The organism is Limnovirga soli (assembly GCF_013106755.1).
GTDB lineage: Bacteria > Bacteroidota > Bacteroidia > Chitinophagales > Chitinophagaceae > Limnovirga > Limnovirga soli.
The window spans coordinates 63370-84440 of record NZ_WHPF01000018.1; the positions used below are offsets into that span (position 1 = coordinate 63370).

At 39.8% G+C, this 21071-nt stretch carries 15 protein-coding genes; 8 read left to right on the forward strand and 7 right to left on the reverse strand.

From position 1 onward, the window contains the following. Positions 1–277: 277 nt before the first annotated feature. On the forward strand, positions 278–2023 hold the full coding sequence (locus tag GD597_RS20015; protein WP_171609689.1) for a family 43 glycosylhydrolase: 1746 nt from the start codon (positions 278–280) through the stop codon (positions 2021–2023). Between the two features lie 166 nt (positions 2024–2189). Here GD597_RS20015 and GD597_RS20020 read toward each other — a convergent pair whose 3' ends face one another. Continuing rightward, positions 2190–4601: a bifunctional YncE family protein/alkaline phosphatase family protein gene (locus GD597_RS20020; protein ID WP_171609690.1), complete on the reverse strand. Its 2412-nt coding sequence runs from the start codon at positions 4599–4601 to the stop codon at positions 2190–2192. A 213-nt stretch (positions 4602–4814) separates the two neighbouring features. Between GD597_RS20020 and recO the strand changes: the two genes are divergently transcribed. Further along, a complete protein-coding gene (gene recO, locus GD597_RS20025; RefSeq protein WP_171609691.1) occupies positions 4815–5552 on the forward strand; it encodes a DNA repair protein RecO in 738 nt (245 codons plus the stop codon). Between the two features lie 109 nt (positions 5553–5661). Here the strand turns inward: recO and GD597_RS20030 are convergent, their stop codons facing one another. Both GD597_RS20030 and GD597_RS20035 read right to left on the reverse strand, forming a co-directional pair. Further along, positions 5662–7884 (reverse strand): hypothetical protein, encoded by a 2223-nt coding sequence (locus tag GD597_RS20030; RefSeq protein WP_171609692.1) that lies wholly within the window; start codon positions 7882–7884, stop codon positions 5662–5664. 117 nt (positions 7885–8001) lie between these two features. Next, positions 8002–9060, reverse strand: a complete 1059-nt coding sequence (locus GD597_RS20035; RefSeq protein ID WP_171609693.1) for a COX15/CtaA family protein — start codon at positions 9058–9060, stop codon at positions 8002–8004. Positions 9061–9319: 259 nt separating this feature from the next. On the opposite strand from GD597_RS20035, the gene GD597_RS20040 reads away from it, so the two are divergent. Next, on the forward strand, positions 9320–9925 hold the full coding sequence (locus tag GD597_RS20040; RefSeq protein ID WP_171609694.1) for a ribonuclease HII: 606 nt from the start codon (positions 9320–9322) through the stop codon (positions 9923–9925). Between the two features lie 95 nt (positions 9926–10020). On the opposite strand, the gene GD597_RS20045 is transcribed toward GD597_RS20040, so the two are convergent. Further along, on the reverse strand, positions 10021–10632 hold the full coding sequence (locus GD597_RS20045; RefSeq protein WP_171609695.1) for an L-threonylcarbamoyladenylate synthase: 612 nt from the start codon (positions 10630–10632) through the stop codon (positions 10021–10023). A gap of 289 nt (positions 10633–10921) precedes the next feature. On the opposite strand from GD597_RS20045, the gene GD597_RS20050 reads away from it, so the two are divergent. Beyond that, positions 10922–11677, forward strand: a complete 756-nt coding sequence (locus tag GD597_RS20050; RefSeq protein ID WP_171609696.1) for a geranylgeranylglyceryl/heptaprenylglyceryl phosphate synthase — start codon at positions 10922–10924, stop codon at positions 11675–11677. A 62-nt stretch (positions 11678–11739) separates the two neighbouring features. Here the strand turns inward: GD597_RS20050 and msrB are convergent, their stop codons facing one another. Further along, positions 11740–12315: a peptide-methionine (R)-S-oxide reductase MsrB gene (gene msrB, locus GD597_RS20055; RefSeq protein WP_171609697.1), complete on the reverse strand. Its 576-nt coding sequence runs from the start codon at positions 12313–12315 to the stop codon at positions 11740–11742. Between the two features lie 163 nt (positions 12316–12478). Here msrB and GD597_RS20060 point away from each other — a divergent pair, with 163 nt between their 5' ends. Then, positions 12479–13057 (forward strand): adenylate kinase, encoded by a 579-nt coding sequence (locus GD597_RS20060; RefSeq protein ID WP_171609698.1) that lies wholly within the window; start codon positions 12479–12481, stop codon positions 13055–13057. Positions 13058–13090: 33 nt separating this feature from the next. Here GD597_RS20060 and GD597_RS20065 read toward each other — a convergent pair whose 3' ends face one another. Together GD597_RS20065 and GD597_RS20070 are read right to left on the reverse strand one after the other, a co-directional pair. After that, positions 13091–13465, reverse strand: a complete 375-nt coding sequence (locus tag GD597_RS20065) for a phage holin family protein (protein WP_171609699.1) — start codon at positions 13463–13465, stop codon at positions 13091–13093. Positions 13466–13470: 5 nt separating this feature from the next. Then, a complete protein-coding gene (locus GD597_RS20070) occupies positions 13471–14751 on the reverse strand; it encodes a M16 family metallopeptidase (RefSeq protein WP_171609700.1) in 1281 nt (426 codons plus the stop codon). Positions 14752–15068: 317 nt separating this feature from the next. Here GD597_RS20070 and mfd point away from each other — a divergent pair, with 317 nt between their 5' ends. From mfd to GD597_RS20085, 3 genes are all read left to right on the forward strand, one after another. Continuing rightward, positions 15069–18584, forward strand: coding sequence for a transcription-repair coupling factor (gene mfd / locus GD597_RS20075; RefSeq protein ID WP_317170325.1), 3516 nt, complete (start codon positions 15069–15071; stop codon positions 18582–18584). 85 nt (positions 18585–18669) lie between these two features. Beyond that, positions 18670–19029 carry a DUF4870 domain-containing protein gene (locus tag GD597_RS20080; protein WP_171609701.1) on the forward strand — a complete coding sequence of 120 codons (360 nt, stop codon included), beginning with the start codon at positions 18670–18672 and terminating at the stop codon, positions 19027–19029. 531 nt (positions 19030–19560) lie between these two features. Next, complete coding sequence (locus GD597_RS20085) at positions 19561–20964, forward strand: caspase family protein (protein WP_171609702.1); 1404 nt, start codon at positions 19561–19563, stop codon at positions 20962–20964. Positions 20965–21071: the final 107 nt, after the last annotated feature.

A 21071-nucleotide genomic window follows, 5' to 3' on the forward strand; every position in this document is an offset into this window, starting at 1 on the left:
TGCAGCATAAAAATGCCATTTATGGTAGACCTGTTAAATTGCCTTGTAAGCGGCGTTTAACGGTTATTGGCGTTGGTAAATAATTCATTTATTTGGGCACATGAATTAGGAAGATGTTTTGTGGTTTTCTAGTTTTTGCTGCGCATAGTATTTAGCCGTACAAGCGTGCGACGCAAGTAAAGCCTCATGATTAGGTATTGCCGGGCCAATACTGTTTTATATGTACTTTAGTAGAAAGTTGGCAGTTACCTGTCTGTTTACATTGAAATGCATTGCTATGAAAATATTATTGATTGTTTTTGCCTTTGTTTTATTGCAAACGGCCAGTATGGCGCAGCAAAAAACGTTTTGTAATCCTATTAATCTCGATTATGGGTATTGCCCAATTCCCAATTTTTCTGAACAGGGTAAGCACCGCGCAACTGCCGACCCAGTTATTACAATGTTTAAGGGCAACTATTATTTGTTCTCTACCAATCAGTGGGGTTATTGGTATAGCAGCGATATGCTGCAATGGTATTTTGTACCGCGTAAATTTTTAAAACCCTATCATCATGTATATGATGAATTGTGTGCGCCGGCTGTATTGGCCAAAGGCGATACCCTGATGGTGATAGGCTCTACCTATACAAAGGATTTTCCGCTATGGATGAGTACCAATCCCACAAAAGATGAATGGAAAGAAGCCGTAGATAGTTTTAAAGTGGGCGCCTGGGATCCGGGTTTGTTTTTAGATGATGATGGGCGAATGTATATCTATTTTGGATCAAGCAATACCTATCCTACCTATGGCCAGGAAATTGATGCACGCACTTTTGAACCTATCGGAGAACGGATAGAACTATTGCACCTGCATGAAGATATTCATGGCTGGGAACGTTTTGGGGAGTTTAACGACAATACTTTTCTTAAACCGTTTATTGAAGGCAGTGAAATGGATAAACACAATGGCAAATATTACTTACAGTATGGTGCACCGGGCACTGAGTTTAGTGGTTATGGTGATGGGGTGTATGTTAGCGACCATCCACTGGGGCCATTTTCGTATCAATCGCACAACCCTTATTCTTACAAGCCCGGTGGCTTTGCAAGGGGTGCGGGCCATGGGGCTACTTACCAGGATACATATGGTAACTGGTGGCATATTAGCACTATTGCTATTGGAGTAAAAAACAATTTTGAAAGAAGGCTGGGTATTTGGCCCGCAGGTTTTGATAAAGATGATATTTTATATTGCAATACCGCCTATGGCGATTATCCTTATTACCTGCCCGGCAAAGGGGAACAACAAACCCCGATACATAACAGCTTTACCGGATGGATGATGCTAAACTATAATAAACCGGTATCCGTTTCTTCTACCCTTGGTGGCTTTGCAGCCAATAATGCGGTTGATGAAAATTTAAAAACCTACTGGAGTGCCGCCACCGGCAATAAAGGCGAATGGATGATAACAGATTTGGGCAGCACCAGCACCATACGGGCTATACAAATTAATTATGCTGATCAGGATGCGCCTTTTATGGGCAAGCAGCTGGATATTTATCATCAGTATAAAATTTATGCGTCGGCCGATGGTAAAACCTGGAAACTGCTGGTAGATAAAAGTAATAACAAAACCGATGTACCTCATGATTATATTGAGTTAACCCAGCCATCAGAAGCCCGCTACCTTAAGTTGGAAAACATACATATGCCGGGTGGAAAATTTGCTATTAGCGGTTTCAGGGTGTTTGGAAATGCGCACGGCGCAAAACCCGATACGGTTAAAAATTTTATTCCCCTGCGTGGCGATAGCGAACGCCGCAATGTTTGGTTTAAATGGCAGGTAAACGAGCTGGCAACAGGTTATACCATTTATTTTGGCGAAGCACCGGATAAACTATACAACAGCGTAATGGTATACGGCAATAATGAGTATTATTTAAAGGCACTGGAAAAAGACAGGTCCTATTATTTTCAAATAGAAGCGTTTAACGAGAATGGTATTTCGCCAAGAACTGCGGTGCAAAAGGCAGATTAAACAGCCTTTTTTGTAGCCGGCAGTACAACCGAATGGACTTTACTTGCGTCGCACACTTGTGCTGTAAAATGTGTTTCGGCGTATTGATATATAGCTGCATTATTATCCGAAAGTACAAGTGAGTGACACAAGGAACGCCGGGCTTTGTACCAGTGTTAAGTGCCAATTAATCGTCATCGTCTTTCTTATTGCTTAACTGTACAAATGCGGCCCTTTTAGGTGCCGGCACTACTGCATTTTCGCCTTTTACGGCTTTCCATATTACTTCGGTAAATTCCCTGTCGGGTATGCGGTCTTCTTTGGTAAAATCAAAGGTTTCGCTTTTGCGCTGCCAGGCATTTTCTTTGGTGTTTTTCTCATTAATATCCCATTGCAATGGTTTGGCAGTAAAAGCGCTATAGTTGGGCGTAGCGGTAAAACAGCGCCACATAGGTACCGCTGCCGCATCATATTGGCTCATAGGTGGCATACCCAAAATAAGCTCCATAGTACGTAGCATAGAAGTGGTACTATACATGGTATGGTCTACAAAACCTCTTTTTACAAATGGTCCGGCAACGTATGCGGTACTACGATGTGCATCTACATGGTCGGGGCCATCCTGTGCATCATCTTCCAAAACAAATACTACACTTTCTTTCCAAACAGGGCTTTTACTTAAATATTCTATAAACATGCCAATGGCAAGGTCGTTATCGGCGCAGTGGGCAAATGGTGTTGGGCGCCCCTTGCTAAGGCCTTCGGTATGGTCGTTAATAATGCGTAATGTATTTAACTGGGGCAGGGCATTGGCGGCCACCAGAGAATCAAAGTCACGTTTCCACTGGCCTACACGGGTGGTGTCCCGTACGGTTTGATCCCAGCTGGTATAGTAAGTGCAAAAATGATTTTTTAAAATGGGCAGATTGGGTTTATAATCATCAGCAAATTCGCCATAAGTGCGGTAACTAATGCCGGCACGGGCACAGTGTTCCCAAATAAAGCCGCCTTTATTATTGGCAATGGCGCGGTTACCTTCGGCATCGTAATTACCTCCACGGCCACCATAGCTGGTGGGCCATGTTTTTTCCAGGTAATCGTTGGCATAGCCGCCCATGCTCCAGTTATGCCCATCGGCACTTACCTCGGCATCTACATAAAAATTATCCAGCAGTACAAATTCTCTTGAAATAGCATGGAGGTTGGGGGTAATTTTTTCACCAAATAAACAAAGGCTGGTATCACCATTGCCTTCGGGCATATCGCCAAGCACCTGATCGTAAGTGCGGTTTTCTTTAATAATATAAAACACATGTTTTATGGGGGATGCATCGCCAATTTTCATTGGTATGGGGTTACCAGGTTCGCCTGCGGCCAATAATTCTGCTGTTTTATTATAGGGCGTGTTATTGTACACCAAACGGGAATAATTACCCAGCTGCTCAGCTGTTGGATTAGGAAAATAACTTAATGTACCCTTGAATAAACCGCCAATATATTCCACTTCGTGTTTGGTATCTCCTTTTTGAAAACCCATATCTGTTCCATCATCATAAGGATTGGGGCCATAGCGATTGGGCATTGAGGTAAAACCTTTGCCATTGGCTACATACACCGTATTACCAACAACACGCACACAGGTAGGATACCAGCCTACTGGAATAAATCCTTTGCTTTTACTGCTGCCTGGTATACTTACATCATATACCGCCAGACAATTATTATCTGCATTGGCAATATAGAGTGTTTTGTTATCTGCGCTTAAGGCCACGCTATTTGTAGTAGAACCGGGAATAGCTTTGGCATATAAGGCTGCATTTAGTGTTTCGGTTACCCTTAGTTTTTTTAGATCTATTACCGATACGCTGTTATCATTGGCATTGGCAACATAGAGGTATTGTCCGCTTTTAGATAAACACATGTCATTTGGGTTATCTCCCACCGGAACAGAGCCGGTAATTTTTTGTTGCAGCGTATTAAACACCAGTACTTTATCGCCACCCCATAAAGAAATATATAAATTGGTTTTTGCTGCGTTTAAAATACAGGTAAAAGCTTCTGCACCCAATGGGATTACCTGTAAGGTTTTTTTAGAGCGAAGGCTTATAATATACAAACTGTTATTTTCTTTTGTAACCACATACATCAATTGTTTGGCATCATCTACAGCTATGCCGGCAGGGGATATTTTTACCGGCCATGGCTCGCCCAGCGAGATACTATCTTTTGCCTGTAGCTTATTATGTACAATGGCATATTGCATAATACGGTTATCATTTCCGCCCGACGCGTATAAATATTTATCATCGCTGCTAAATTGCAGGCCCAGCCACGATTTTGGAATTTCTATATTATCCAGTATGGTATGATGTACCGCATCAATTAATTGTATGCTTTGGGTACTTTGGCCGTTATTGGTAACTGCAATTAATTTTTTGCTGGACGATACTGCAATATTCAATGGTAAATCGCCCAAAGGCAGGCTATTGCCAACGGGGCTTAAACTCCAGCCATTGGGTAATTGTATACGGTTAGCCACCTGTTGTGCCCCGGCCTGAAGGCTTACAAATAAAACCAGGGCCATGCAAAAATGTTTCATAATCAATTGTTTCAGTTATTAAATGTACAATGCTTATGTATAATTATATGGTTACTGTTATAAATTAACCAAAGCTTTTTGTGTGCCTGGCAAAGGTAATGCTGTTAAACCCGGTTGCGTCGCACACCTGTACGTTCTGTGCGATGTGCAGCTTTTATAAACAGCCGCTTAATTTAAATTAACTTTACAATTCAACAGCAGCTTGGCAATAGCATGACACACCGCACCAAAGGCATTGTTTTAAAAACCGTAAAATATGGTGAAACCAGTATTATTACCACGGTATATACTGAGCTGTTTGGTGTTCAAACCTATATTGTAAAAGGAGTAAGACAATCTTCAAAAAAATCTGCAGGTAAAGCCAGTTATTTTCAACCCGGCGCCATTTTGCAAATGGAAGTGTATCATAACGAGTTAAAGAACCTGCAGTTTATAAAAGAATACCAGTGGAGTTATTTGTACCAGCATACGCTGTTTCATGTGGTAAAAAATGCAGCCGCACAATATATTATAGAATTGCTGTTGCATTGCCTTAAACAGCCCGAAGCCAACCCCGAATTGTTTTATATTATTGAAGATACCCTGCAGCAATTAGACAAAGGCAATGACACATTAACGGCCAATCTTCCCTTGTATTTTACCTTGGATCTTACGGCAGAATTGGGTTTTAGTATTCAGGGAGCATTTAGCCATGACACGCCTGTATTGGATTTACAGGCCGGTGGGTTTGCAGCCGAAATTCCCATGCATGTGTATTATGTTACCGGAGAACTGGCAGAGGCCACCTCTGCCATTAATAATATTTTGTTTTATAACGATCTGGAAAATATTGCGTTGAACAGACTGGTAAGAAGAGAATTATTGGATGTATACCTGCAATACCTTTCCCTCCATATTGAAGGTTTTGGCGAACTGAAAAGCCTGTATGTTTTGCAGGAAGTATTGGGTTAGTAGCACTGGTTATGGGGCAACCTGCAGCTGCCCACAGACCCGAAGGATAAATGTAATGCGACGCAAGTAAAGTTGCCTATGGTTATACTGCCGGCAACAAAAAATATAATTATTCTACCAGCCCCGCAATGGTATTAAACGATTGCTGATTAAAAGGATTTGCCAATGCATTTTCTATATCTTTTTTTTCTGTGGCCGTTAAATGAAAACTAAGTGCTGCTGATGATGCTTCGTTGGAGGGCACATATTGAAAAGATATTTTATAAAATTGGGGTCCAAAGGTTTTGGCCATAAAATTCAGCTGATCTGTTTGAAAATAATCCTGCATTTTATACCAGTTGTTTTGTAGTATAAAAAATGGCTTGGTAAAAGAGCTGATAATGCTGTTTGGCTGATAGGGTTTTTCCCAATCGCCCATTTGCCTGTCGCGAATTTGAATAAGCACCACTTTACTGGTATTTTGTTGCAACCAGTCTTTAAAATTATCTAAAAAACGCAAGGTGGTTTCCTGGCCAAAATTATCCCGCAGGCCTGCATCCATTACATCAATTACAGGTTTGGTGGGCAACCATACATTGGGTAATACATAGGGGAAGGTGGCATTCATGCGCAAAGCCGTTAGCATACGCAGGTTAAGCGGATTTTGTTTGGCAAAAAACGAGGTATAATCAATCAGGTCGGGATCTGAAATGCTGTTGTGTTCGCTATCAACAATGGGTTGCATTAAAAAACGGGCAGGATGTGTGCTAATTACCATTTCCCTTCCATCCCGTGTAATGGTAGAATTAAAAAATATAATGGGTATGGTGGCGCTTTCTTCTGCTTTTTTATAGTCGCGTAATTTTTTGTTCAAAATACCATCCGTATTTACATTTAGTTTTTGCTCAAAAGCATAGGCGCGGTCACGGGTATAAGTATATCCACCCGATTCAAAAGTTCTTACCGGTCCGGCCAGGTCGCGGGAAATTAGGGAACTGAATAGCGGGTTTAGTAAATCGCCTGCAATATTATTGGTGTATTGTTTGTTTTGCAGGTTAATAGAATCGTGTTGTAGTTTTTGCCAATATAATTCCCTGAAATAGGCGGCGCCCAGCATGCCACCTGATGCGCCATTGATAAGAAAGGTATGGGGCATTAGGCGGCCATTGGTAACGCTATCCAGTTTTTGCAAAACATTCAGGGTAAAAGTAGCGCTGCGGGTACCACCACCGCTACTGTTAATTATAAACAGTACGGGCTTATCGGTTGCCTGTTTTTGTTTCCAGTTTTCCAGCATTTGCAGAAATACTTTTTTATCAGCTTCTTTATTGGCAGGCGAAGCAAGTTGTATGATAGAATCCTTGTTATAGTAAGGTCTTTCGCTTTCGTTATTGTAGTTAAGCCCAAATGCTTTGTTGCGTGGATCGATGATGTTTTCGTGGTACATCCAGTTTACAGTAACATATAATACAATCAGCATTGGAAAAACCCAGTTGCCAAGAAACAAGGTAAATGCTGTTTCCACCGCAATTAAAATGGCAAAAAAAACGGTAATGCTGGCCGCAGCAGGTATTTGAAATGTTTTATAGTCTGAGAAAAAACCAATGGTTAGCAATAAAACAAAAGCAATTAAAATGGCCAGGACAGCTGCAATATGATGGCGTTTAAAAATGCTGTCAAAAAACTCCTGGCTATAGTGTTGTACATTTCTGGGTTTACGCAAACCCAGGCGGGCACTTAAAAACCAGTCGATGCGTATATCGTATTTGTTGTTAATGGTAACCGGTTTTTTATCCGCAAGGGCGTATTGCAGGTTGGCATTTTGCATAATACTGCCCATTTTGCGGTAGATAGATTTATCAGCACTAAAAAAATATATAAAAGAAATAAGGATGCTTATAGCAAAGCCACCGGCAAAACCCAGTGTCATCCATAAAATATCAATTCGGGTAATTAATTCTTCGTTTAAATCATAGTCAAAGGCACAATAAAAATAGAAGCATAAAAATACAATAGGTATAATGCTGTTATTAATGCAATATTTTAAAAAGGGTTGTGCAGTGGTGGCTAAAAAGCGAATATGTTTGGTGTGTACAATAAAGGTGGAGATATTCCATGTCATTATAAACACCCCAATAGAAAAACCTACCAGCGAAGTGCTTAATGCATCTACATTACCCAAATACTCCGGTGCCAGATAAAGCGAATTGGCGCCATAAGATTCAAGTAATGCCCCGCCTACAATGGCAAACAGCAGGTACCAGAATATAAGCAATACCTGATACCGCCTAAAATGCAATAATAATAGTTGTATGGGTAAAGAATAAAAAACGCCAGTCAGGTATTTTTTCATGTAATTAACAATTAAGCAGTAAGCAGTGCAATGTTGTTTACCGGTCAAAAGTTAATACAAAATTTTATTGCAGCCTTATTATTATCTGTCATTTTATTGGCTGTTGATTCCGTTAAATTACCCTTCAGCAGATGGCGTTAGTATATAAATAACCGCTATAAATGAAAGCAGCAATAACATACCCGTTAGCTGATGTAATTCTGCCAGCCATTCAAATACGCCAAAATGCCCTGCCACCATGGTACTGCTGCTAAGTACGGTGGCAATGCCCAATACCACTTGTAATAAAACCAGTATAAAAGGGTAATTACGGGACTTATTAAATAGGGCCGAACTACTTTCTTTACGGGCTTTTACCCACCAGGCTATTACCAAAATAAAAAGCAGGTAGGCCAGTGTACGGTGTATAAAATGTATTGTTATGGTATTGTGTAAAATACTTTCGGTAAAGCCATCTTTAAACAGCGGATTAGGTATTATAGAGCCATTAATAGTAGGCCATGTAGGTGCGATATTGGCAGCTTTTAAGCCCGCCATAAAGCAACCATATACCAATTGCACACATACAAGCGCTGTTATGGCTACGGCATATTTTTTTAAGGAGCTGTTTTTGATTTTAGCAGATGCTGGAATTTTTACACTCAAAGCAAAAACTAAGGTGTAACCAATTAATAGCATGGCAGCCATAAAATGAATGGCCAGGCGGTAATGGCTTACATACAGGTTTTCATCATTAAGTCCGCTTTTAACCATTATCCAGCCAATAAGGCCCTGCATGCCGCCTAATACAAACAACATAATTAAAGGCGTAATCATCCATTTTTTAAAATAGCCCTTCAATAAAAAATACAAAAATGGCAACAGAAATACCACGCCCATCAGGCGTGCCCACAGGCGGTGAAACCATTCCCAAAAAAATATCATTTTAAAATCACCCAATTCAAAAGCACTGTTTAGATATTTAAACTGCGCAATTTGTTTGTAGCCTTCAAAAGCCTTTTGCCATGCTGCTTCTGTTAATGGTGGCAGTGCACCCATCAGGGGTTCCCATTCTGTTATAGAAAGCCCCGAACCTGTAAGCCTGGTAACGCCCCCCAATACTACCTGTATTACCAGCATTGCCACGCCCACTAATAACCAGTTGCCAATAATCCGCTGCTGTTTAGCCGTGTCCATATATACTTTGTTTAAAAAAAATTATTTGCTATAAAATGTATTATTGTGTTGGGCGTTCCCTTGCGGGCCGGGCTTTCCGCTGTAAGTCCTCGCCACTGTCGTGGCTGCGGGCTTTTCGCTGCAATCCCTAACGCAAATACAGGCAATGCCAAATACCTGTATTGAAAACACCGCTGCAAAGTTATTGGCATACATGGCAGCAAGTGTATTTTGATAAAGGAATATAAAAAAATGTAGTTAATTGCATCATCACAATGCTATGCTGCAACCATTTTATCAACAAGGGCTAATAGAAGCCGGCTGCGATGAGGCCGGCCGGGGTTGTTATGCCGGACCTGTATTTGCAGCAGCAGTTATTTTGCCCGATAATTTTTATCATCCATTATTAAACGATAGCAAAAAAGTAACTGCCACCAACCGTCAAATATTAAAAACTTTTATTGAGCAAAATGCAATGGCCTTTAGCGTAGCCATGGTAGATAATGTAGAAATAGACCGAATAAATATCTTAAAAGCCTCATTTAAAGCCATGCACCTGGCAATTGCTGATCTGGAAATAGTACCTGAAATATTATTAATAGATGGCAATCGTTTTGTGCCATATAATAACCTGCCGCATTATTGTATTATTCAGGGCGATGGTAAATATGCCAGTATTGCTGCCGCCAGTATATTAGCAAAAACCTACCGGGATGCCTATATGCTGCAATTACACGAAAGCTATCCTGTTTACGATTGGAAAAAGAATAAAGGTTATGGAACGCTTACCCATAGAAATGCCATTGAACAATTTGGTGTAACCCCTTATCACCGGTTAAGCTTTAATATTTTACCCAAACAACTGGTATTGCCATTGGGTAAATAGCATAGGGTAAAAATTAGTTTTGCTGCTATATTGCTGCAGTACAAGTGTGCGACGAAAGTAAAGTTGCCTGCTGTTCTATTGCCTGGCTCAAAATATTAATCTTCCTCCCAAACGCCAGCGCCTAAGCGCAGCACCTCATAACTGTCTTTTGTGCAATCGATTATGGTAGAAGGTATCATTCCGCCAATGCCGCCATCCACAACAATATCAACCAGGTTTTTAAAATTTTCGTATATCAAATCAGGGTCTGTATATTCTTCCACCATATCGCCGGGTAATGAGGCAGATAAAATGGGGTGATTTAAACCGTTTACAATGGTACGGGCAATATTATTATCGGGTATACGCAAACCGATGGTACTTTTTTTGCTTTGTAAAATTTTAGGTACTTCTTTACTGGCAGGTAAAATAAAAGTATAGGCGCCGGGTAAATAGCTTTTTAAAATACGATACAGGGGGGTAGATATGCTTTTGGTGTATTTGCTAAGATCGCTAAGATCGTAACAAACAAAACTAAGTTGTGCTTTGGCTGCGTCAATATTTTTAATGCGACTAATGCGCTCAATGGCTTTGTGCTGGAAAATATCGCAACCTAAACCATAAATGGTATCTGTAGGGTAAATAATTACTCCACCATCCTGTAAACACTCAATAATGGTTTTTACATGGCGGGGGTTGGGATCTTGCGGATGTACATGAAGCAGCATTGTATAGATATAGTTTAGCAAAATTAGCCATAAGCCGGGGTATTCTTTGGCTTTAATCCTATTTAAAGTATAAATAACCAGTGATTTTTTATATAGGCTATTGCATATTATACCAAACCAAATTTTAAACCTGGCTGTATGATTGCGCCTAAAATAGCAGAGTTTACAATTTTTAGGGTAAATTGCAGTGCCACTAATTAAATTAAAACCTTGTATTGCACATAGCAGAAATTTGTTGCCGAACAGCGATTTTTTTGCATTTTTGCAATAAGCACCATTAATCTAAGGCATGAAGCAAAAAATATATAATCAGTTAACCGATAGAAAAGGCGCAGGGCGTAAGTCGTTCACGGTGCTGATTGATCCGGATAAAGTAGATGCGGTTAAATTAGAAAAGCTGATAACGCTTTCGGTAGAAGCCGGGGTGGATTATTTTTTTGTAGGCGGCAGTTTGGTGATATCAAATAATCTGGATGAATGTATACAGCAAATAAAAGCTTCCTGTAATATTCCGGTATTGCTTTTTCCCGGGGCACCTTCTCAAATAAGCAAATATGCTGATGCCCTGCTTTATCTTTCCCTTATTTCTGGCCGTAACCCTGAATTATTAATAGGTCAGCATGTAATAAGTGCGCCATTTGTAAAACAAAGCGGACTTGAAATTATACCCACCGGTTATATGGTAATTGATGGGGGTGCACCAACAACGGTTTCTTATATTTCCAATGCTTCGCCTATACCAGCAGATAAAAATGAAATTGCCATGTGTACCGCCATGGCTGGCGAAATGCTGGGTATGAAATTAGTATATATGGATGCTGGCAGTGGTGCCAAAAAAGCAATTACCGAACATATGATTGAAAGGGTATCGGCCCATATTGAAGCTCCACTTATTGTTGGTGGCGGTATTACCGACCCTGAAAAAGCCTACCGCAATTGCAAAGCCGGAGCAGATATTATAGTGGTTGGTAATGCAATTGAAAAAGATGCCGGTTTAATAAAAGAAATGAGTGCCGCAGTACATTCTGTGCCGGTATTAATTTAATAAAAGGGGCTGCCCTTCAAAAAAGAAGAACAGCCCTGTTTCATCATCAAAACCAAACCTCGCTATTTGTTATTTTCTGTGTTATATTTCTTTTCTGCTTCCTGTGCTTTTGTAAAATCCAGTACTACACCATTAATACAATAACGTAATCCGGTTGGTGGCGGACCATCGTCAAACACATGACCTAAGTGCGATTTGCACCGGCCACACATCACTTCTGTTCGGCTCATTCCATATGTATTATCCTTGGCATATATAATAGAACCTTTGCTAATAGGTTCATAAAAACTGGGCCAGCCGCAACCACTTTCAAATTTTGTATCACTTTTAAAAAGGGCATTACCACAAACGGCGCAATAATAAGTACCAATTTCTGTGGAGTGCTCAAATGCGCTGGTATAGGGTCTTTCTGTTCCTTTTTGCCGGGCAACATTGTACACTTCCGGTGAAAGGATTTTTTTCCACTCCTCATCGGCTAATACAACTTTAGTGGAATCGGTGTTTGAATACACCGGATTTTTTTTCTTAGTGGAACTATCCATAACTGATTGTTTTACTGATTTATTGTTTTGAGAATAACAACCCTGCACGGATAAGGTGCAAAGTATAAGCACGCTGTAAAAAAATGTAAATTTCATAATGTGTTCTTATTGCGGTCTTTTCTAATATAACAACTTTTTTATAAATACGTTCAATTAAAAGTTCCCTTACATATACGTATTTCAAATGAAGATTGGTTTTGTTAAAGGAAATGTAAAGTGCAGACCTTATATTTGCGGGTAACACAAATTGAGCAGCACTATGTTTCATATTATCCTGTTTGGCCCTCCGGGTAGCGGTAAAGGTACACAAAGCGAAAAGTTAATAGCATCGTATGGTCTTAAGCATTTAAGTACCGGAGATTTGTTAAGAAACGAGATTGCCAATAAAACCCCATTGGGCCTGGAAGCCAAAAGCCTGATGGATAAAGGCCAGCTGGTACCCGATGCTGTTGTAATTGGGATGATAAGTGCTGCCCTGGATGCAAACCCCGAGGTAAAAGGGTTTTTATTTGATGGTTTTCCTCGCACCACAGCACAGGCCGAAGCTTTGGATAAACTGTTGAAACTTAAAAATAGTGAAATAGGTGTGTTCCTTGCTTTACAGGTAAGCGAAGAAGAACTGGTAAAAAGGTTGTTAAACCGCGGTTTAACCAGCGGCCGCAGTGATGATACCAATGAAACCATTATTCGTTCCAGAATAACGGAGTACAATACCAAAACATCCTCTGTAGCAGATTATTACAGGCAAAGCGATAAAGTAGTTATGATACCCGGCGAAGGAAGTATTGATGAAATTTTTGCTGCGCTTAGTAAAGAAATTGATGCCAGGAAAAAATAAAACTCTTGCTAAAACCCGCTTTAAAGCGGGTTTTTAATTGTTGTTATTATTACTATTGTTACCAGTACTTTTATTAATAAGGCTTTCTAACAACGAGGTAACCACCGATAATAAAAAGCTAAATAACAAAGCATACCACCAGTTTTGTACCTGAAAGCCATCTACAATATTGGCAGCTATCTGTATCATAAATACATTTATCACTATCAGAAACAAGCCTAGGGTAACTATGGTAATGGGGATGGTTAATATTATAAGCAAGGGCTTTACAAAACTGTTTAATAAAGCCAGTACCACAGCCACTAACACAGCCGTTATACTCGAATCTATATTTACCCCGGGCAGCAGATATGCTGCAATTAATGCTGCCAGTGCAGTTATCAGTATTTTACCTAAAAAGTTTGTCATGATGTTTAAATTACGGTTAGCTCGTAAAATGCGTCTGGTTGTAAATATTTTATTGCCAATGCTTGTATCTCCGCGGAAGTAATATGTTTAATGGTGTCTATGCTCTTATAAAAATAGGCATCTGTAAGATTATTTAATACATAGTTTTTCCAGCGTCCAATAATCTGGAAAGGGCCATCTAAATCGCCCAAAATAGAGCCAATCATAAAATTGCGCACCAGTTCCAGCTCTTCCTGTGGTACAGGCTCATTGCGTAAACGCTCCATTTCAAAATATACTTCTTTAATGGTGGCATCACATACATCTCTTCCCGCCTCAGTGCTTACCATCCAGGATGTTTGCTGAATATGGTTTTGTATAAAACTATGTATACCATAGGTATAGCCCTTATCCTCCCTGATATTGCTCATTAACCGCGAACCAAAAAAACCGCCAAAAATGGTATTCAATACCTGCACTTTCATAAAATCGGGGTGATGCCTGTTGGGGAATGGCCTTGCTATTCTAATGGATGATTGCACCCCATTTTCGTCGTTTATAAGATGGTGCTTTTTTTCGGTTGCCGGTATAGCCACGGGGTTTACGGCTGGTAATGCGGTACTGTTTAATGGCAAATTGCCAAAACTGGTATTCAGTTGTTGTTCCAGGTTGGAAGGCAATTTGCCACCCACAAATAAAACGCATTTTCCTTTGGTATAAAACTGTTGGTAAAACGCAACCAACTCATCCCTTTCCAACGCTTTATAATCATCATGCGAGGTGTAAATACCATATGGGTGCTGAATGCCATATAACAAAGTATCAATGGTGCGGCTGGCAATAAAGTCTGCCTTTTTTAATTTAACCGTTAATTTTTGCTGTTGGTTTTGTTTATAAATAGCCAGTTCTTCTTCAGGGAAAATACTATCCGTAATCAGCTCTGCAACAGCAGGTAACAATACCGGCAAATGCTTATTTAAACAGTGAAGTGTAATAGTAGCGGTTTCATTATAACAGGCACGGTTAAGATAAGCGCCATAATATTCAAAATGCTCGTTAATGGCAAATGCATTTTTACTGTGTGTGCCATTTTTAAGCATAAAATTGGTGGTGCCTGCTACAATATTTTTATGCTCATAAAAATTGCCAGCATAAAATACCCATTCTATTTGTAATACATCGGTTTCGCCGGCATCTACTGCGTATACCTGTACACCGTTATCCAGTGTAAATAAGGCGCAGGGCTTTAACTGTAAATCAAAATCTATGGCGTCAACAATAGCGGGTTGTATTTTTCTATTTGGCATATCCTGTAATTAGCTGGCAAAAATAGTTGATTAAGCCGTATTGAAATCTGTATAAAAAGTTATGTTATTCCATTGGGCTGCAAACGCGTATTTTTTTAATGCAACAATTGGGGCAGTGTAGTATAGCAAATGTACCAGCCAAAGTTGCGGCTATCCGTTACTACTCCGCCACAAAGCCCTGCACACTGGCTTCAGCGGGGTATCCACTACTATCCGCCTGCCCTTCGGCTGTGGAATAATGCCAGTCGGTAAATGCCGCTGCAATAAAGCGAGGCGTAATTTTTTTATGCTTAGCTGCTTATAGTGATGGGGTACAAGTGAGTGACACAACAGGCGATGCCCAAAGCCCTGCTGCCGGCTACCATTCCTGTATTTATTTGCTAATTAGTACAACAAAAATTGGTATCGGCTTATTTGCGTTTATCTTTGCGGCGCAAATGAACTTAAGTGTGTTGCAGGATCAGTATATTAAATCTCCCCGCCTTTTTCAACTGGCGGACAAGCTTTCTTTTGCCCAACCCCAAAAGATTTTTTTGCAACATTTATTGGGTAGCAGTGCAGAATTTGTGGTTAGCAGTGTGTTTATGCACCCCAACTGCGCAGAATTAAACCACCTGGTGGTAATGAACGATGCCGAGGAAGCTGCCTATTTTCATAACACATTAGAGAACCTTACCAGTGCATTAGACCTTTTTTATTTTCCGGCCTCGTTTAAAAACCGTAAAAATTTTAAGCTGCTCAACTCCTCGCATGTAATGCTGCGTACAGAAATGCTTACCCGTTTGGCAGCCGGCGGCAATAAAAAAATTATAGTCACTTATCCCGAAGCCTTGTTTGAAAAAGTAGTACTGTCTAAAACACTTACCGGCAATATTATTAGCATAAAAGTAAACGAAACCATTAACCCGGATAACCTGATGGAGTTATTTGTAATGTATGGTTTTGAACGAACAGATTTTGTGTACGAGCCAGGGCAATTTGCCTTACGTGGCGGCATTTTGGATATTTACTCATACGGTAATGAAAAACCCTACCGCGTAGAACTATTTGGAAACGAGGTAGACAGCATTAGAATTTTTGATCCGGAAACCCAGTTAAGTGAGCGTAAACTGCTACAGGTAAATATTATACCCAATATAGAAACCCAGTTTGATAGCGGCGAAAAAGTATCGCTACTGGATTTTTTGCAGGAAAATACAGTGGTATGGCTAAAAGACTGGGATGTAATTAAGGAGAAAATTCAGGTACAGGAAGAAGACCTGGAAGGTTTTATGGCTTTGCTGGCCGATGGCTTTAAAATGCAGCAGGCCGATGAGGATGAAGATACCCGCATAGTAAAAGAAGTAAAATGGGATGATTTTGTAAAAGCCGCCACCATTGAACAGCAATTACAGCCCAGGCATGTGGTAGAATTTGGGTATAAAGCCCATTTGGCCAATGTTGAAATAGGCTTTAATACCAAAACACAACCTTCTTTTAACCGCCAGTTCGATTTGTTAATTAAGGACTTAAAAGCACACGAAAACGCCAAATACAGTATATACATTTTTGCGGAGCAAGCCCGCCAGTTAGAAAGGCTAAACAGCATTTTTGCCGATTTAAAAACCGAGATACAATTTGTGCCGGTGCCTACTTCTATACACGAAGGGTTTATTGATGAAGACCTGAAAGTGGTTTGTTATACCGATCACCAGATTTTTCAACGTTACCATAAATACAGGGTAAAACAGGCCTATAATAAAAATAAGGCGCTTACCCTTAAAACCCTGCGAGACCTGCAACCCGGCGATTATGTTACCCATATTGACCATGGTGTGGGTACCTACAGCGGTTTGCAAAAACTGGAAGTAAATGGCAAAATGCAGGAAGCCGTAAGGATTATTTATAAAGACAGTGATATACTCTATGTAAATATTAACTCCCTGCATAAAATATCCAAATACACCGGTAAAGAAGGTACCCTGCCCAAAATAAACAAACTGGGCAGCGATGTTTGGAACAGGTTAAAAGAAAAAACCAAGGCTAAGGTTAAAGAAATTGCGTTCGACCTTATAAAACTATATGCCCAGCGTAAAGCCCAACAAGGCTTTGCCCATACGCCGGATAATTATATGCAAACTGAACTGGAAGCATCTTTTATTTACGAAGACACGCCAGATCAAAGCAAAGCCACAGCCGATGTAAAAAAAGATATGGAAAGTGCCAGCCCTATGGACAGGCTGGTTTGCGGCGATGTAGGTTTTGGCAAAACCGAAATTGCTATCCGGGCAGCATTTAAAAGCTGTGTGGATGGAAAGCAGGCTGCAGTTTTGGTACCCACCACCATTCTGGCTTTTCAGCACTATAAAACATTTAAAGACAGGTTAAAGGATTTCCCAGTAACGGTAGATTATATCAACCGCTTTAAATCTGCCAAAGAAAAAAAGGAAACCTTACAACGCCTGCAGGAAGGTAAAATAGATATCATTATTGGCACCCATGGCATTTTGGGTAAGGAAGTGAAGTTTAAAGATTTGGGTATTTTAATTATTGATGAAGAGCAAAAATTTGGCGTTGGCCATAAGGAAAAACTAAAAACCCTTAAAACCAATGTAGACTCTTTAACCCTAACGGCTACACCCATTCCGCGTACGTTGCAATTCTCTTTAATGGGTGCCCGTGATTTAAGTATCATCAATACACCACCACCCAACAGGCAACCCATACAAACAGAAGTAAGGGTGTTTAACGACGATTTTATTCGCGAAGCCATTTACTACGAAACAGAACGTGGCGGACAAGTGTTCTTTATACATAACCGTGTATTGGGACTCGCCGAAATGGCTGCTATGATACAGGGCCTTTGTCCGGATTTGAGTATTGGCCATGCCCACGGCCAGTTAGAAGGCCACGAACTGGAAGAACGCATCCTTGATTTTATTGACAAAAAATACGATGTGCTGGTATGCACCAATATTGTAGAAAGCGGGGTAGATATTGCCAATGTAAATACCATCATCATAAATAATGCCCACCATTTTGGATTAAGCGATCTGCATCAATTGCGGGGCAGGGTAGGGCGTAGCAATAGAAAAGCATTTTGTTATTTGCTGGCACCGCCCATGAGCAGTTTGCCTACCGATAGCCGCAAACGTTTACAAACGCTGGAACAATTCAGCGATTTGGGCAGTGGTTTTCAAATTGCCATGCGAGACCTGGATATACGTGGCGCCGGTAATATGCTGGGTGGCGAGCAAAGTGGTTTTATGGCCGAAATTGGTTTTGAAATGTACCAGAAAATTCTCGACGAAGCCATCCGCGAACTAAAACGCACCTCGTTTAAAGAACTGTTTAAAGAAGAAATAAGCAAGCAGGACGATTTTGTAAGCGATTGCACCATCGATACCGATTTGGAAATTCTAATACCCGATAGCTATGTAGAAAGTATTACCGAAAGGCTATCGCTATATACCCGTTTAGATAATTGCGAAAACGAAGAAGAGCTGGTACTTTTCCATACAGAAATGATAGACCGTTTTGGTCCCATGCCCAAACCGGTAGAAGACCTGTTTACCACACTGCGTTGCCGTAAACTGGCAGTAGCATTGGGTTTCGAGAAAATGAGTTTAAAGCAGGAAACCCTGCGCTGTTATTTTATCAATAAAAACGATTCGCCCTATTTCGAATCTGCCGTATTTAAAAACGTATTGCAATACCTGCAAACCGGCACCAACAAAGCAAGGCTAAAACAGGTAGCCGTTAACTTTCTGCTAATTGCCGATGATATAAAAAATATGGATGCCATGCATCGCTTTCTGCAGCTAATGCACCAGGCGGTAGTAATACCCCGGTAATAATTCGTTATAAGCGGTATATAATTCATTAATTGTTTATACGGCAAATGGCAGGGTTTAATTATCTTCACTAAAACCAACTGCCATGTCAACAAACTCATACCTTGGTACCGATATGCCGCCGGGATACACCCCCACCAGCGACGAAAAAACATTAGCCCTCTTATCGCATGTGCTTACGTTTATTGCGCCATTACTGGCACCCCTCATTATTTACCTGGTAAAAAAAGATGAGTCGCACTTTGTAGCAGCGCATGCCAAAGAATCGCTCAATTTTCAAATAACCATCATTATTATTTTTATAGGCTTGCTGGTATCGGTAATAGGTATTTTATTTATGTGGGCGGCCGGCCTAATTTACGCCGTATTGGTTATTGTAGCCACCATACGTGCCAGCGAAGGCAAATTGTATAAATACCCCTTCTGTTTGCGCATCATTAAATAGCAGGCAAACCATAAAAGACATAGTGCAGTATTAGCCCGGCCACAACAACAATGGCATCGCCGCTTGCCACGCTCGGTTCAAGGTTCCGCTTTCATGGCATCTTTAAAAAAGCGTGGCAGCCTGCACTGAACTTGTTTCAGTGTCGCAGGCTTGTACGGTTGGGTACTTTGGGCAGCAGGGGCCATATGTTTGCCTGATGCATTTGCATGCTAATCTACAGCCTTTGTGCTATTCCCCTGTTTTTAAAAAAAGCCCTTTAAATAGCTGCTTGTTGGCAACAAAATACTAATTTACAAATCAATAATTCGCACCCTCATCCCTGTAACAGAGAGTGCTAGGCGGTACCAAATAATAACAAAACAAAACATATTGCAATTTTTTATAAATTAGATGGATGCTATAAGCAATACAAAATGCATAATACCAGTTTGTTGATTTTCAATAGCTTTCCATTATACAGTAGATCGTCTAATAGGATAAATCCTTGAGTTGGTGGCAATAAAATCGTAAACATTTAACTAAACATACAATATGAACATAGCTGTAATAATTGGAGTAAGCGTCTATTCTAACTCGAATAATAACCTACCAGGTTGCAAAAATGATGCGGATGCGATTAATCAAATTTTAAAAAAGACGGATAAGTACGATGAAATTCTATACATAAATAACAATGAAAGTAGTGCGAAAACAAAAGAGCTTTTAAGCAATTTTATTCTGAACAATAAGGGTACTGTGATTAATGAATTATTCTTTTATTATTCAGGACATGGAGAGTTTTCAAATGAAGAATTCTACTATGTGCTTTCTGACTTTGATGCTAAAAAGAAAAATCAAACATCCTTACAAAACACAGAAATAGATGATTTAGTAAGAACACTTTCTCCTGACCTTGTAATAAAGGTGATTGACGCTTGCCAATCAGGAACTACTTACATTAAGGAAGGCAATGTTTTAAATAAGTACTTTAATGACAGCAAAAAGGGATTCAATAATTGTTATTTTCTTAATTCATCATTGAATAATCAATCCTCTTTTCAAAATGGGAAGCTAAGTTTTTTTACATATAGTTTTATTAAGGCGTTAAAAGAACATAAGACAAAAGAAATAAGGTATAAAGACATTATTGATGTAATATCTGATGAATTCTCTGACAACCAAGACCAAACACCATTTTTTGTAATCCAAGCTGATTTGACAGAGAAATTTTGCAGTTTTTCGACAGAACTAAGGGAGTATCTTAACTCCTTTAACGCTTCAACTGTTTCTGATACAGAGTCGAAGGATGCGCCATTAAAATTAGCAGATCTAGTTAAATTAGACGCCAAGGAATACGTGAACAAAGAAGGAGCTCTTCAGGCAGTCGAATTTATTAGAAAAGAATTTGAGAGAATTTCTCTTTCAATAGATTATGCCGAATTGTATAAACTCGAAATTAATTTCTTGCAGGAATACAAAACAATTCCGAATACCAGAGTTATCGGTAATTGGTTAAAGGATAATAAAAATGATTTTTTTGCGAAATTAGTTTATGAAACTAGAGTTGATTATGAAACGGGTGAAGAATATACAACACTGAGTGGATTTGATTTAAAATTTGAACTCCCTTTTAAGGCTATCTCTATTGAGGTGAATAGTCTTTACCCAAACCTTGCAAGCTATCAATGCAACACTGTATTTTTAATATCTAAAAAACACATAAGATTCTTCTATTTTGTTACTAACTATATCGACGAGAGTTGGGAAAATAAAAATTTGAACACGAAAGAAATAAAATGGATATTTAATGAGGTTAAAATCGCAGATGAGTCGGCAATTAGGTCGGCTATCGAATTAATAAAAACAAATATTGAAACCAGAATACAAAATGATTTGAATGCGAAATTTGAAGTAGAACCTAAAGTCGAAGATAAAGTAGATGATTTACCTTTTTAAACCTTCAATCGTAATTTACTGCCACCAACAAAAGTATTGCCGGCGAATGGAGATTGAAGGAATTCTGCTAGGCAGCTAATTCTTAACTTATACCTTTAAATCTTTAT